The sequence below is a fragment of the Listeria sp. MAN/IMW/UF464 genome, from assembly GCF_058683955.1.
On record NZ_JBZWZP010000001.1, the window covers coordinates 660,174 to 674,265 of the forward strand.

Sequence of the window (14,092 nt, forward strand, 5' to 3'; positions counted from 1 at the left end):
TTCTACCATACTATTTAGTCTGATTTCTTTCATTTAGTGCTTGAAAGTGAATTTTTACATAAAAAAAACCGTGAATAAATATTCACGGCTTCTAAGTAAATAACCAGATTGACTGATTGTTTACCTTGTTATTCGTTTTCTTGTAACGTTTCAAAAATTTCGATTGCAGTCATATCAATATCATCAAATTGATATTTGCTATTGTCGCCATAGATTTCTACTTCAAATGAGTTAGAAGCTTGGAAAAACTTCACTTCGCACACAGGCGTACCATTTTTTTCAAAACGTCTTGCTTGTGTTTCAGCTGACTCATCTTCTTGCATTGCATGTAAACGTTGAATAATTCCCAGTAACTGAGACATCTTATACTCTCCTCTCAAATCCACCATCTGACGTGCAAAAAATTTGCTACCTTGCTGTAATTGTAATACGCGCGTGGCAATGCTTTTTTACATATTTCCTCATATCTGGTTTTTTCGCCATATCTTATTTCTTTCACTATACTACCAAATTTTATCGCAAACCGCACGTATAACGCAAGGGTTCTGGAAATATTCAGAAAAAGAAATTATTTTAAATTAACCAGAATGACACGATTTGTTCTATTTTCATGCTTATTTTATCTCAAAAAAAGACTATAAAAAAGTATTTATCTTTTTTACAGTCTTTGATAATTAAAATTCATTTTTTCGGTTTGCCGTAGCACTTATAATCATTTTTGTTGCTCGAACAATTGTTTTATGGCGATTAAATCCTTTGACACAAATCGTTTGGTCGCCAATTGTAGCAAATACTTCACCCCATGAACCACAGGGATTAAAGCCGTAAGCATGTATTTTTAGCAAGCCGTCTTTTGTTGGAAAAAAGAGAGCTTCGTATTTACCTGGTTTAGTCATATCCGGTGGCCCCTTCCACATTCAACCAATCATTTCTAACTGAAAATGATTATCATTATTAAAACTATCTTATAGCATTCTAAATAAAAGTGCAAGGCTTTTTAGTAATATTTTCAGATATTTTGCTTTTCTCCCTTTTTAAGCTATAATGGAATGAAATTATGAAGCTTACTCCCACCTGATTTTCACGGGATTTTCTTATAAAGAAAGGTGACAAAAATGACAAAATCCATTCGACCAGAATTGCGCGACATTGAAGTTAGTGGTATCAGAACATTTAATACAAGAGTTACTGGTATTCCTGATATGATTCGTCTAACACTTGGGGAACCTGATTTTCCAACGCCAGAGCATGTAAAACAAGCAGCCATCACCGCCATTCAAGAGAATTTCACCAATTACACACCGAATGCAGGTATGCCAGAACTACTCGAGGCGGCTTCTTCGTACTTTGAGGAGAAATATGACCTAACTTATAGTAATAAAGAAATCATCGTTACAGTAGGTGCTACAGAGGCTATTTCAGTCGCGCTACAAACTATCTTAGAGCCGGGTGATGAAGTTATCTTACCTGACCCAATTTATCCTGGGTATGAACCACTTATAACACTTAATAAAGCTCGTCCCGTCAAAGTAGATACAACGGAATCCAATTTCAAATTAACGCCAGAACAATTACGAGCACATATTACACCAAAAACAAAAGCACTTATTATTCCTTATCCGTCTAACCCAACTGGTGTCTCACTTTCTAAACAAGAACTAAGAGATCTAGCAGAAGTTTTAAAAGAAACAGGTATTTTCGTTATTGCAGATGAAATTTATAGTGAATTAACGTACCATGAAGAGCACGTAAGTATTGCACCAATGCTCCGTGATCAAACAATTGTAATCAATGGTCTATCTAAATCGCATGCAATGATTGGTTGGCGAATCGGCTTCCTACTAGCCCCAGAAATAATCACTACCGAAATGCTGAAAATTCATCAATATTCGGTGACATGCGCCAGCTCAATTTCTCAAAAAGCAGCCTTAGAAGCCATTACAAACGGAAAAGACGATGCGTTCCAAATGCGCACGGAATATAAAACACGAGCAAACTTCACACAAGATCGCTTAGAAAAAATGGGCTTTACAGTCATACCACCTGATGGAGCTTTCTATTTCTTTGTAAAACTGCCAGATGACATAACTGAAAACTCCTTTGATTGGGCTGTTAGACTCGCAGAAGAAGCCAAAGTAGCTGTCGTACCAGGAAATGCTTTTTCAGAAAAAGGTGACCGTTACTTCCGACTTTCTTATGCCACTTCCGTTAATAACCTTGCAGAAGCGTTAGATCGGATGGCTCAATTTTTAGCAAAATAAAGAAACACCCGCTAAATTAGTTAGCGGGTGTTTCTTATTTACCGATAATATTTAATGAGCGCCTGTGTACCTTCCTCGCTCAAACCTTGTTCTGCCAAAGTCTGATACATTTGCTCAGCCAAGGTAAGTCCGGGAAGCTCTAACCCCATTTGTTTTGCTTCAGATAAAGCAATTCCCATGTCTTTAATAAAATGTTTAATAAAGAATCCTGGTGAAAAATCATCTTCTAGTACCCGTGGAATCAAGTTTGTAAGTGACCAACTTCCTGCTGCTCCACCTGAAATAGAATCAAGAACGCGCGAAGGATTGAGTCCTGCTCTTTCTGCATAAATAATCGCTTCTGTCACTCCAATCATGTTAGAAGCAATCGCAATTTGATTTACCATTTTTGTATGTTGGCCAGAGCCAGCATCTCCTTGTAATATCACACTGCTACCAAGAATTTCAAAAATCGGTTTCACTTTTAAGAATACATCTTCGGCTCCACCAACCATAATCGCAAGCGTCCCATTTTTTGCTCCAATATCACCACCTGAAACTGGCGCATCAAGTACACCTATCCCTTTTTCGTGGCCCGCTTCAGCAATTTTTTTAGCTAATGCAGGTGAGGAGGTCGTCATATCAATCGCAACAGAACCTGCTTTCAAATTATCTAAGAAACCATTTTCACCTAAGTATAGTTGTTCTACATCTTTTGGATAGCCAACCATTGAAATTAAGATATCCACTTTAGCTCCTAGTGAGCCCGGATCAGATTCCCATAGCGCCCCTTGACTAAGAAGTGCTTCTGCTTTTTCTTTCGTACGCGTATAAATATGCACCTCATAGCCAGCCTCAAGCAGATGTTTAGCCATGCTTGACCCCATCACGCCAGTACCAACAAAACCTATTTTTTCCACCTAAAAAACCTCCTACCTAAATGTAATACCAATTATCGCTAAAAATACAAAGAACAATACAACTAAGCCAAGTAGTATCAAATGAACTTTTTTATACATTACGGTAATCGCAATAAATTCTCGAATCAAGGCATTTGGCATATAATAAAGTGCTGTTTTTGCACCAATCCCCTGACTTTTCAGACCAGCTTTTCTTGCGTATAAACCTGCTCGGAAAAGGTGAAAGTTATTAGTCGAAAATAAACTGTTATATGTCGGCATAATTGCATCCATTTTTGCTTTTGAAAATTGCATATTTTGAAGTGTATTAACCGATTTGTCTTCCATAATAATGAAGTTTTCATCAATACCTTTACTAATTAAATAGTCGCGCATCGCTCTTGCTTCTGAGACCGTCTCATTTGCGCCCTGTCCACCCGAAACGATGAAAGTAGCGCGTTTCCCTTTTTTGTCATATTGTTTCTCATAGAACGCGATAGCACGATTTAATCTGCTCGCGAGTAACGGTGGCACCCTATCCCCATCAATCAAGCCACTACCAAGCACAATAAGAAAATCTTGATTATATCTTGGGAAATTGAATTGATATAGGAACGTTGATAGAAGAAATGATAAAAATAAAAACGAAAAATATCCTACAAAGGCCATTACAAATACTACAACCATTCCAAGTATCGGGCTGCCGTTTTTCAAAATACTACCGAACCAAAAAATAAATAAAATGACGATAACTAAGCCAATAAATAACGGTAGCATATTAGCAAGTTTTCGTCCTTCCCGTTTTAACATTAAACGCCCATTCATAATTAGTGTTGTTGCAAGTCCAATTATAAAAAATGGAATAAGTAAGAACAGTAAAATCAACACCGTACTCATAATTGAAACAAACAACTCGTTCCCGTTTGAAAGAGTAACGTAAATAAGGGAAAGTAAAGAGAAAAATAGTGCAAGTGTTAAAACAATCCCGTTACTTATTCTTCGTCTATCTATAAAAGATAAAACAATGAAAAGCAGAAGAAAAAATCCTGCTAATGAATAGATAACCAATCTTGTTGCCTCCTTTTTAAGCTAACTGTATTTTTAATTATACTTTGCACACCCTTTTTTCACAATATAAAAAGACCTAGACAAAGAAATTTGTCTAGGTCTTCATCAGAGCTTACTCTGCAGTATATTTCTCAACTAATTCTACAACTTCTTCTGCTGTAGATTTATTTAAAGCTTCTTCCGCTAATTTCACCATTTCAGATTGATCTAAACGTTTGATTAACGAACGAGATTTAAGAATGCTTGAAGCACTCATTGAAAATTCATCTAAGCCTAAGCCTAAAAGAAGTGGTACAGCCGTTTGATCTCCAGCCATTTCCCCACACATACCAGTCCATTTGCCCTCTTTATGAGAAGCATCAATTACCATTTTTACTAAGCGTAAAATAGATGGATTGTATGGTTGGTAAAGGTAAGAAACGCGTTCATTCATACGGTCAGCAGCCATTGTATACTGAATCAAGTCATTTGTTCCGATTGAGAAGAAATCAACTTCTTTTGCAAATTGATCAGCTAAAACTGCAGCAGCAGGAATTTCAATCATAATTCCAAGTTCGATGGAATCAGATACTTCTGTTCCAGCAGCTTTTAGTTTCGCTTTTTCATCTAGTAAAATATCGCGCGCTTGGCGGAATTCATTTACTGTTGCAATCATCGGGAACATAATTTTTAAGTTACCATATACACTTGCGCGAAGTAGAGCGCGAAGTTGTGTACGGAATAATTCTTCATTCGCAAAACAAAGACGAATCGCACGGAATCCTAGGAATGGGTTCATTTCTTCTGGAAGTTCTAAATAAGGTAACGTTTTATCGCCGCCAATATCTAATGTACGAACTACCACAGATTTTCCGTCCATACCAGAAACTACTGCTTTATACGCTTCGAATTGTTCTTCTTCTGTTGGGAAATTGTCGCGACCCATGTACAAGAATTCTGTACGATAAAGTCCAACTGCTTCCCCGCCATTAGAAATGACACCTTCTAAATCATTCGGAGTTCCGATGTTTGCTGCAAGCTCAACGTGAACGCCGTCTTTAGAAACTGTTTTTTCATTTTTAAGTTTTTCCCATTCTGCTTGTTGTAAAGCAAAATCAGATTTAATTTTTTCATAGTGAGCGATTTGTTCTTCTGTTGGGTGGATGATAACATTACCTTCCAAACCATCAATAATAACAATATCGTTTTTCGCTACGCTAGCAGTTACTTCTTTTGTTCCAACTACTGCTGGAATTTCAAGAGAGCGTGCCATAATAGCAGAATGCGAAGTACGACCACCAATATCCGTCACAAAACCTTTAACAAATTTACGGTTAAGTTGTGCGGTATCAGAAGGCGTTAAATCAGCTGCGACAACAACTACTTCCTCATCAATTAAAGCTGGATTTGGAATAGTCACACCTAGTAAGTGAGAAAGAACACGTTTGCGTACATCTTTAATATCAGCTGCACGTTCACGCATGTATTCGTTGTCCATAGATTCAAACATACCAATAAACATGTCTGTCGTTTCTTGTAAAGCTGTTTCTGCATTCGTTTTAGCATTTTTGATGCTTTCTTCAATTGGTCCTGTTAATTCAGGATCGTTTAAAACTAGAAGATGCGCGTCAAAAATTTGTGCCTTATCTTCGCCTAAGTCTTTAGCTGCTTTTTCACGAATCGTTGAAAGTTCTGTTCTAGAAACTTCTAACGCGCTTTCAAAACGTTTTACTTCACTTTCAACATCCGTAACTTCAGTTTTTTCATAGGAAAGATCAGGTTCAACGAGCAGATAAGCTTTCGCAATGGCAATCCCATCAGATGCTGCGATACCTTTCAACTCTTTAGCCATTATTCAGCCAATCCTTCTTTCTTAAGAACTTCAGTTAGTCCTTCAATTGCTTCTTTTTCGTCGCTACCTTCAGTATAGATAGTGATGTCAGCGCCTTTACCAATACCAAGGGACATAACACCCATGATTGATTTAAGATTTACTTTTTTGCCAGTGTATTCAATTTGAACGTCAGAGCTGTATTTACTTGCAGCCTGCACCAATAGAGTTGCTGGGCGTGCGTGAATTCCTGTTTCATCGATTACTACAAAACTTGCTTGTTCCATAATTTACATTCTCCTTTGTAAAGAAATTTGTTGTAACCTTTTAAGCCGAAAAATTTTCAGCAAAAAAGACTATCCCTCAATTAAAAAGAGTACCATGTTTTACCTATTGTTACAACTATTTGATTAAAAATTTTTTAGAATGTTTTTTTCTATTACGGCTTCTTTCGTTCTTTTACAACTGGAAGAAAGGGAGCGTTTTCTATAATTTTGTCACTAAATTGTTGCATTTTTGATTTAAAATGCACTTTTTAAAGGCTTATAGTTGATTTTAATAGGTTTTTAGTGCAGAATTTAAGGAAGGTTCAAAAATGCATACATTCTTTTTCATCAAGATAAACGCAACACCGAAAATTGAAGGAGTGATAACAATGGCAAAGGCACATGTTGGAGACATTATTGAATTTAAGGATGGCTTAACAGGAATTGTTGAAAAGCTCAACGAAAATTCTGTTATTGTCGACTTAACTTATATGGAAAATTTTAAAGATTTAGGTATTGAAGAAAAAACAGTGGTAAATCACAAAAATTATCAAATTATTCATTCTGTAGAAGAAGACGAAGAAGAGACAGAAGAATAAAAAATTATTTCTAACTGCGCAAAAGTAAAGCATTTTCGTTTAACAATGCTTTATGTTTTTGCGTTTTTTATATGTTTAAAAACGGGAAAAGGAGCGTTTTAATGTGGAAAGTAAAAAGAAAATTGCCATTATTGGAGCAGGTCCGGGTGGTTTAGCTACTGGTATGCTTTTAAGTCAACTCGGCTATCAAGTAAGCATCTATGAAAAAAATGACCGTATTGGTGGTAGAACTGCACTGCATAAAATGGGTAAATATTCATTTGATGTAGGACCTTCCGCTTTAACAATGACGCATGTATTAACTTCTCTTTTTATGGATTGTAACCGTAATATTTTAGATTATGTTTCCCTTTTACCAATCAATCCAATACACACGCTTTATTTTAAAGATATTACTTTTCCGCTTTATAGCGATTATTCTGAAACAAAAACAGTTATTAAAACTTACTTTCCTGGTGAAGAAGATGGATTTGATCGTTTTATGAGAGAAAATACGAAAAAAATGCTTTATATTTCGCCGCTTAATCAATTTAACTACAGTTCCTTGTTTGATTTCTTTCGACCAACTACAATACGCGCACTTCCAAGTCTCACACTTGGGCGCTCTTTAATGGATGATTTGGCCAGATATTTTAATAGCAAATATCTTCGTATCGCTTTTTCCTTACAAATGCGTTATTTAGGAATGTCACCATGGGATATTCCAGCAGCATATAGTATTATTCCTTTTTCTGAGTATTATTTCGGCACTTTTCATCCAATCGGTGGGCAAAATAAAATTGTCGAAGCGATGCAACAAGTCGTTATGGAAAATAAAGGGAAATTCTACTTTAATTCTGAAGTAACCTCCTTTGAAACGAATGGAAAAGAAATTACTAGTGCAACTCTTGCTAACGGACAATCGATTGAAGCTGATTATTACTTTACTAATTTGGATTTTATTTATTCGTTAACAAGTAACACGAAAGTAAAGGAGAAAGAAAAAGAATACTCCTCTTCTGCTTTTATGTTGTACCTTGGTTTGAAAACAGTGCTTCCCTTTTCACATCAATCCATTATTTTTCCAGATAATTACCGAGAATTTGCGAATAATACCATCCATAAAAAAATCCTTTCTAAAGACTTAGCGATTCATATAACTAATCCTTCAGCCACGGATAACACAATGGCGCCAATGAATCATTCAAGCGTTCGGATTATGGTTTCTGCTCCAAATACTACTAGTGGCATTGATTGGAAAGAACAAACACCTGCATTCCGTCAATTAATATTAGATACGGTAAAGGCGAGATTAGAGATTCCTGATTTAGAGGATTATATTGAAGAAGAATATATTATTACTCCAACTGATTGGGAAGAAAAATATCATGTAAAATACGGGGCAATATTCGGTTTACAACATTTATGGCATCAACAAGGTTTCTTACATCCTGCGAAAAAGTCACCTAAGTTTAAGAACTTATTTGTTGTCGGAGCTGGAGCCATGTCTAGTAGCTCCCTCCCTTTCATTATTGAAAACGCACAAATTGCTACCAAGAAATTTTTGCAAAAAGAAAAGAAATCCGAGTAATCGATTAGCTGATTACTCGGATTTCTTTGTAGTCTTCGTTTCTTTTTCAAGGCTGAAGAAATAACAAGCTGTAAAAATAATATTTGAAACAATAATAATAGCAATCGAGGTCCATAAATCAAGATAAAACGATAAAAAGACAAAGAAAGCGATAATAATCCAATAAACGATAACAATTTCTGATTTTAAATCTGGATATTTAAGTCGTTCCCAACTATCCGTTAAACTTAAAATAAAATAAATCATTAAATGTAAAATCAGGCCTAAGAGCCACCAATTTATAAAATCAGATAGCTGTAAGATCGTAAAACCATTTTGCGTAATATATAGTTGTTTAGACTGCATTGTGATTGGTTCAATTAAGACTTCAAAAATCATCACCATCGTAGCTGCGATAAAAGAATAAATTCCTCCACGAATCCAATCAACATTGATTTTAAGTGTGATTTCACGTGCGATAATGTGTGTCCCGGCAATCATTCCGACCCAAATGAATCCCATCGTAATAGGAATACCATACAAACTCCCGCCTAGCGTAGAGCCAATATATTCATCCGTATAACTTAATTGCATCCATTCAATACAAGTACTGACAACAAAAATAAGTAGAGTAATAGCAGATCCAAGCCATTTGCCATATTGCATAATAAAGAAAACTGCTGCAAAAACTCCAGTAAATACTAAAAACAGTGACTGGATTGTTGTTAAACGCGGCGGAATAATGTGTAAAGAAACTAGCAATACACTACCTAAAAACCAGAATATATATACCCAAAGTAAAAATTTGTAGTTTTTTTCTAACATCTATGAACCACTCCTATTTTTTCATTATATAGGATTTATTAAATTGCACAACTTTTATCTTATCTTTTGTTTAATTGTTGCCAAACGATTTCATTTGTTTTAAAGTAGTATGAGAAGTATTTGTTAAGAAGAGGTGTAAAGTATTTGAAGAGCATCAAGATTGATTATAAACTCGTATTGGGACTTATTTTATGTGCCCTACTTGTTATATTAACATATCAGTTCCCACGTGTTTTTTGGTATTTATATGGAGCTGGGATGTTATTTTTACTTAGTTTTGTGATATTTAATGACGATTTAAAAAAGGAATTTTCGTTCGTTAAAGGCATTTTACCTGGAATTTTTTCCGGAATTGTCCTTTATATTATTTTTTACATAGGTGCCTTTATTATTAAAGTAATGCCAGGTGGTCTAGAACATTCTGTAGAAGCTGCATTTAATAAGTATTCCACCCACTCTTTAGTAATATGGTTGCTTTTGATTGTCGCGATTATCCCCGGTGAAGAAATTTTCTGGCGTGGATTTGTATTAAAACGTTTGAACCATTATTTTAATCATTGGTTCTCTAATATTTTTGCCGCCTTACTATGTATGGTCATGATGTTGCCTAGTGGTAATTTTGCCGCTATCATCGGTATTTTTGTTGCATCTCTTGTATGGAATGTGATGTACTCTTATCGCCCGAGCCTTCTCATGGTTTATCTGTCGCATTTGACCTTTGCCTTTTTACTACTCGCGGCATTGCCAATTTATTAAAAAACTTAGAAACATTCCTTTTTTATAGGAATGTTTTTTTATGAAAAATTTGAAGCAAAATACTTGAAAGTCAAAATAGGTCAGTATATAATTAATTCATAAGGTCAAAGATAGTCAAAGTCAAGACCTTTCATTTCTCATTTTTAAAAGGAGGAAATTAACTATGAACTGTGAAAAATGCAATCAAAATCAAGCAACAATCCAACTATATATGAATATTAACGGCAAGCGTGTAGAAATGCCGCTTTGTGCCTCTTGTTACGCAGAAGTTAGAAATCAAGCAAACTTTGGGGCAAATGAATTTCCAGGTGCTGGCGGTTCCCCGTTCGATGATATTTTCCGTCAACTAAGTGGCGCTGCAAACCAAGCAAGCCGTGAACAACAAAGTCAAAGAAACGCACAAGTACAAACACAAACTGGTGGCGCTGGAAACGGCTTACTAGATGAATTTGGAACAAACTTAACAGATATGGCGAAAAACGATCAACTCGATCCAGTAATTGGTCGTGACAAAGAAATTAAACGTGTCATCGAAATCTTGAATCGTCGTAATAAAAACAATCCTGTCCTTATCGGTGAACCAGGTGTTGGTAAAACTGCGGTTGTCGAAGGACTTGCAAATGCAATTGTCGCAGGTGAAGTTCCAAGTAAGTTAATGAACAAAGAAGTTATCTTACTAGATGTTGCTTCTCTCGTTTCTGGAACAGGAATCCGCGGACAGTTTGAAGAACGAATGAAACAATTAATTAAAGAATTACAAGAACGCAAAAACACGATCTTGTTTATTGATGAAGTGCACACAATTGTCGGCGCTGGATCCGCAGAAGGTTCAATGGACGCAGGAAATATTTTAAAACCAGCCTTAGCTCGCGGTGACTTACAAATGATTGGTGCAACAACGCTAAAAGAATATCGTACTATCGAAAAAGATGCTGCACTTGAGCGTCGTTTCCAACCAGTAACGGTGAATGAACCTTCTACCGAAGAAACACTTACTATTTTAAATGGCTTGAAATCCAAATATGAAGATTTCCATGAAGTTGTCTATTCTCCTGAAGCTTTAAAAGCAGCGGTTGAATTAAGCTCTCGCTACATTCAAGACCGTCATTTGCCAGATAAAGCAATTGATTTAATGGATGAAGTTGGTTCAAAATACAATCTATCTATTGAAAAATTGGATGAAAACACCGTTAGTGAACGTGTTGCTCGTTTAGAAGAAGAAAAAAATCAAGCCCTCCAAATGGAAGACTACGAAAAAGCAGCCAAAGTTCGAGACGAAATTACTCGACTTGAAGAAAATAAAACTAGTAACTCCTTTTCAGAACGGCCAGTTATTCAATCTTCTGATATTCAAGCGATTATTGAAGAAAAAACTGGTATTCCAGTAGGACGTTTACAAGAAGACGAACAATCCAAAATGAAAAACCTAGAAAGCAACTTAACCGGAAAAGTAATCGGTCAAGATGATGCCGTGAAAAAAGTAGCAAAAGCAATTCGTCGTAGCCGTGTTGGGTTAAAAGCTAAAAATCGTCCAATTGGTTCGTTCTTATTCGTCGGACCTACTGGTGTCGGAAAAACAGAACTTGGTCGCACACTTGCTCGTGAGTTATTTGGTACAAGTGAAGCGATGATTCGTTTAGATATGAGTGAATTCATGGAAAAACACAGCGTCTCTAAATTAATCGGTTCTCCTCCAGGCTATGTTGGTCACGAAGAAGCTGGTCAATTAACTGAAAAAGTTCGTCGTAATCCTTATAGCATCATCCTTTTAGACGAAATTGAAAAAGCACACCCGGATGTACAACATATGTTTTTACAAATTCTAGAGGATGGACGTCTAACTGATTCTCAAGGACGCACAGTAAGCTTTAAAGATACAGTGATTATCATGACAAGTAATGCTGGTACGACTGATACAGAAGCTTCTGTTGGCTTTAATACAGCAACTGACAATAAACTTGAAAAAGGCTCAGATATCCTTGCAAAACTAGGCGCATACTTTAAACCAGAATTCTTAAACCGTCTAGATAGCGTTATTGAATTTAAATCTCTCGAAAAAGATGATTTAGTCCAAATTATCGACTTAATGCTCGTTGACTTAAATACAATGCTCGCACAAGAAGGAGTAACTATAGACGTTTCTAAAGAAGTTAAAGAACATTTAATCGAGCTTGGATATGACCCTAAATTTGGTGCTAGACCACTTCGCCGCACAATCCAAGAACATTTAGAAGATGCGATTGCCGATAGTTTAATTGATCAACCAGAAGCGAAAAAATTAAATGCTACACTAAATGACGATAAAAATATCGTTATAACTGAACAAGTAACAGTTTAATAAAAAAGGCTTGCGTTAACTTAAACGCAAGCCTTTTTCTAATGCAAGTAAATATTGCTTCTTATCAATGTCCGCTCCGTTATACCCACCAAGCGCCCCATCACTTTTCACACACCTATGACATGGAATAAGTATAGGAATAGGATTAGCGCGATTAGCTTGTCCCACCGCTTGCACTGCTTTTGGACTCCCAGCAGCTATTGCTATATCTTTATAACTAACAACTACCCCGTATGGAATTTCACTAAGTGCTTGCCAAACACGCTGTTGAAAAGGAGTTCCTTGCAAGAAAATTGGTAAATCAAATACTTCCCGCTCTCCTTCAAAATAACCTGCTAGTTGTTCTAGAAGCTGCTGATATATTGCTATCTCGCCCTTCTCTCCCGCTAAAATTTCCCAATTAGTCGGCTCATCGTATGAAATCTTTGTAATATGCGCATCCTCTATAATGATAAACAACGTACCCACCGGTGAATCGCTTGTTTGTTTCAACATCTCCATACTTCCTTCCGAATATGATATTGCTCTAAAGATAGCACTTCTTTTAATAATGCGCAAACGTATGTCATCGCCTATTAATATTTGATACCTTTTGTTATCGAACTGTTGGATATTCGTTACAGATTCTAGGGTAAAATAAAACAAGATACTTCCAACTTAGAATAGAAAGGAATGTTTTTTATGGAGCAAACCGAGGTTAAACGGGAAAGTTACTTTGATAATGCTAAGTTTATCTTAATTTTCTTAGTTGTATTCGGACATTTTCTTCAAACATTTATTGCAGAATATGCTGGAGTTCGTGTCCTTTACATTTATATCTACACTTTCCACATGCCTGCCTTTATACTAATCTCTGGTTTTTTTGCTAAAAGTTTTGGTAAACCCGGATATTTAAAAAAGACGATGAAGAAATTAATTTTACCATATGTTTTTTTCCAACTAATCTACAGTATTTTTTACTATTTTCTTTTAAATAAGGAGAATCTTTCTATTAAATTTTTAGATCCAGAATGGTCGCTTTGGTTTTTACTCAGCTTATTTTTCTGGAATTTAATGTTGCTTATTTTTTCAAAAATCAAACCTTGGAAGTCTGTGAGTATTGCGCTTTTACTTGGACTAGTTGCTGGATACTTTGATATTATTGGTGGTTATTTAAGTTTATCTAGAACCCTTGTCTTCTTCCCATTCTTCTTAGTAGGCTACTTTTTAAAAAAGGAACATTTTTACTTTCTTAAAACGCATATAGCTTCTATCGTTGGGGGAATTTTCGTTGTATTATTACTGATTTTTATTACCATGCATCCGAATCTAAACGATAAATGGTTTTTAGGATCAAAACCATATGCTAACTTTGTCGAAGTGAAGTCGCTTGGTCTTTTCATTCGCGCGCTCGTCTACATGATTAGTTTTTGCTCTATCGCTGCTTTTTTCAGTTTTATCCCACAAAAAAGGTTATTTTTTACTAAATGGGGTAAAAATACGTTATATGTTTATTTGTTACATGGCTTCTTTATTAAGTTCTTTCGTGAAGGTGGCCAAACTGACTTTCAATATAGCCCGTCTACGTTTTTACTATTATTTGGAATTACTTTTGGTTTGACGGTGTTATTATCCAGTCGATTGGTAAAAACAGTTGTTCAGCCAGTGATTGAGCTGCGTGCTTCAATGCTCTATAACGTGTTTAGCCGATTAACAAAGCGGGAAAGTTATTAAACGTATAGATAGAAAAAGGAGGTTTTATT

General features: G+C 35.8%; 14 protein-coding genes. 6 read left to right on the plus strand and 8 right to left on the minus strand.

Annotation, left to right across the window (positions count from 1 at the left end; all coding sequences use genetic code 11):
• Positions 1-128 precede the first annotated feature (128 nt).
• Positions 129-362: a YkuJ family protein gene (locus tag AC4PG0_RS03350; protein ID WP_003719227.1), complete on the minus strand. Its 234-nt coding sequence runs from the start codon at positions 360-362 to the stop codon at positions 129-131.
• Between the two features lie 312 nt (positions 363-674).
• Positions 675-896, minus strand: a complete 222-nt coding sequence (locus AC4PG0_RS03355; RefSeq protein WP_003726553.1) for a hypothetical protein — start codon at positions 894-896, stop codon at positions 675-677.
• 219 nt (positions 897-1,115) lie between these two features.
• Here AC4PG0_RS03355 and AC4PG0_RS03360 point away from each other — a divergent pair, with 219 nt between their 5' ends.
• On the plus strand, positions 1,116-2,261 hold the full coding sequence (locus AC4PG0_RS03360) for an aminotransferase class I/II-fold pyridoxal phosphate-dependent enzyme (RefSeq protein ID WP_194319919.1): 1,146 nt from the start codon (positions 1,116-1,118) through the stop codon (positions 2,259-2,261).
• 38 nt (positions 2,262-2,299) lie between these two features.
• Here AC4PG0_RS03360 and AC4PG0_RS03365 read toward each other — a convergent pair whose 3' ends face one another.
• The 4 genes from AC4PG0_RS03365 to AC4PG0_RS03380 form a co-directional block, all read right to left on the minus strand.
• Positions 2,300-3,160 (minus strand): NAD(P)-dependent oxidoreductase, encoded by an 861-nt coding sequence (locus tag AC4PG0_RS03365; RefSeq protein WP_492167435.1) that lies wholly within the window; start codon positions 3,158-3,160, stop codon positions 2,300-2,302.
• Between the two features lie 12 nt (positions 3,161-3,172).
• Complete coding sequence (locus AC4PG0_RS03370) at positions 3,173-4,207, minus strand: YdcF family protein (protein WP_003761536.1); 1,035 nt, start codon at positions 4,205-4,207, stop codon at positions 3,173-3,175.
• A gap of 112 nt (positions 4,208-4,319) precedes the next feature.
• Entirely contained in the window at positions 4,320-6,038 is a 1,719-nt protein-coding gene (ptsP, locus tag AC4PG0_RS03375; RefSeq protein ID WP_003761534.1) for a phosphoenolpyruvate--protein phosphotransferase, read from the minus strand.
• Entirely contained in the window at positions 6,038-6,304 is a 267-nt protein-coding gene (locus AC4PG0_RS03380) for a phosphocarrier protein HPr (protein ID WP_003719221.1), read from the minus strand. The genes ptsP and AC4PG0_RS03380 overlap by 1 nt, the downstream gene beginning before the upstream one ends.
• Before the next feature lie 308 nt (positions 6,305-6,612).
• Between AC4PG0_RS03380 and AC4PG0_RS03385 the strand changes: the two genes are divergently transcribed.
• A complete protein-coding gene (locus AC4PG0_RS03385; RefSeq protein WP_003771254.1) occupies positions 6,613-6,882 on the plus strand; it encodes a YkvS family protein in 270 nt (89 codons plus the stop codon).
• Between the two features lie 103 nt (positions 6,883-6,985).
• Positions 6,986-8,452 carry a phytoene desaturase family protein gene (locus AC4PG0_RS03390; RefSeq protein WP_003771252.1) on the plus strand — a complete coding sequence of 489 codons (1,467 nt, stop codon included), beginning with the start codon at positions 6,986-6,988 and terminating at the stop codon, positions 8,450-8,452.
• Positions 8,453-8,464: 12 nt separating this feature from the next.
• On the opposite strand, the gene AC4PG0_RS03395 is transcribed toward AC4PG0_RS03390, so the two are convergent.
• Positions 8,465-9,256, minus strand: a complete 792-nt coding sequence (locus AC4PG0_RS03395) for a membrane protein (protein ID WP_010990713.1) — start codon at positions 9,254-9,256, stop codon at positions 8,465-8,467.
• Positions 9,257-9,400: 144 nt separating this feature from the next.
• On the opposite strand from AC4PG0_RS03395, the gene AC4PG0_RS03400 reads away from it, so the two are divergent.
• Positions 9,401-10,012, plus strand: coding sequence for a CPBP family intramembrane glutamic endopeptidase (locus AC4PG0_RS03400; RefSeq protein WP_003761525.1), 612 nt, complete (start codon positions 9,401-9,403; stop codon positions 10,010-10,012).
• A gap of 163 nt (positions 10,013-10,175) precedes the next feature.
• Positions 10,176-12,350, plus strand: a complete 2,175-nt coding sequence (locus tag AC4PG0_RS03405) for an ATP-dependent Clp protease ATP-binding subunit (protein ID WP_112119738.1) — start codon at positions 10,176-10,178, stop codon at positions 12,348-12,350.
• A 15-nt stretch (positions 12,351-12,365) separates the two neighbouring features.
• Here AC4PG0_RS03405 and AC4PG0_RS03410 read toward each other — a convergent pair whose 3' ends face one another.
• Complete coding sequence (locus AC4PG0_RS03410) at positions 12,366-12,845, minus strand: methylated-DNA--[protein]-cysteine S-methyltransferase (RefSeq protein WP_010990711.1); 480 nt, start codon at positions 12,843-12,845, stop codon at positions 12,366-12,368.
• A 186-nt stretch (positions 12,846-13,031) separates the two neighbouring features.
• Between AC4PG0_RS03410 and AC4PG0_RS03415 the strand changes: the two genes are divergently transcribed.
• Positions 13,032-14,063: an acyltransferase family protein gene (locus AC4PG0_RS03415; RefSeq protein ID WP_492167434.1), complete on the plus strand. Its 1,032-nt coding sequence runs from the start codon at positions 13,032-13,034 to the stop codon at positions 14,061-14,063.
• Positions 14,064-14,092 lie beyond the last annotated feature (29 nt).

Coding starts and splice junctions, on each gene's coding strand:
- AC4PG0_RS03415 (WP_492167434.1), top strand. CDS start 13,032: ATGGAGCAAACCGAGGTTAAACGGGAAAGTTACTTTGATAATGCTAAG.
- AC4PG0_RS03380 (WP_003719221.1), bottom strand. CDS start 6,304: ATGGAACAAGCAAGTTTTGTAGTAATCGATGAAACAGGAATTCACGCA.
- AC4PG0_RS03405 (WP_112119738.1), top strand. CDS start 10,176: ATGAACTGTGAAAAATGCAATCAAAATCAAGCAACAATCCAACTATAT.
- ptsP (WP_003761534.1), bottom strand. CDS start 6,038: ATGGCTAAAGAGTTGAAAGGTATCGCAGCATCTGATGGGATTGCCATT.
- AC4PG0_RS03355 (WP_003726553.1), bottom strand. CDS start 896: ATGACTAAACCAGGTAAATACGAAGCTCTCTTTTTTCCAACAAAAGAC.
- AC4PG0_RS03395 (WP_010990713.1), bottom strand. CDS start 9,256: ATGTTAGAAAAAAACTACAAATTTTTACTTTGGGTATATATATTCTGG.
- AC4PG0_RS03410 (WP_010990711.1), bottom strand. CDS start 12,845: ATGTTGAAACAAACAAGCGATTCACCGGTGGGTACGTTGTTTATCATT.
- AC4PG0_RS03360 (WP_194319919.1), top strand. CDS start 1,116: ATGACAAAATCCATTCGACCAGAATTGCGCGACATTGAAGTTAGTGGT.
- AC4PG0_RS03385 (WP_003771254.1), top strand. CDS start 6,613: ATGCATACATTCTTTTTCATCAAGATAAACGCAACACCGAAAATTGAA.
- AC4PG0_RS03350 (WP_003719227.1), bottom strand. CDS start 362: ATGTCTCAGTTACTGGGAATTATTCAACGTTTACATGCAATGCAAGAA.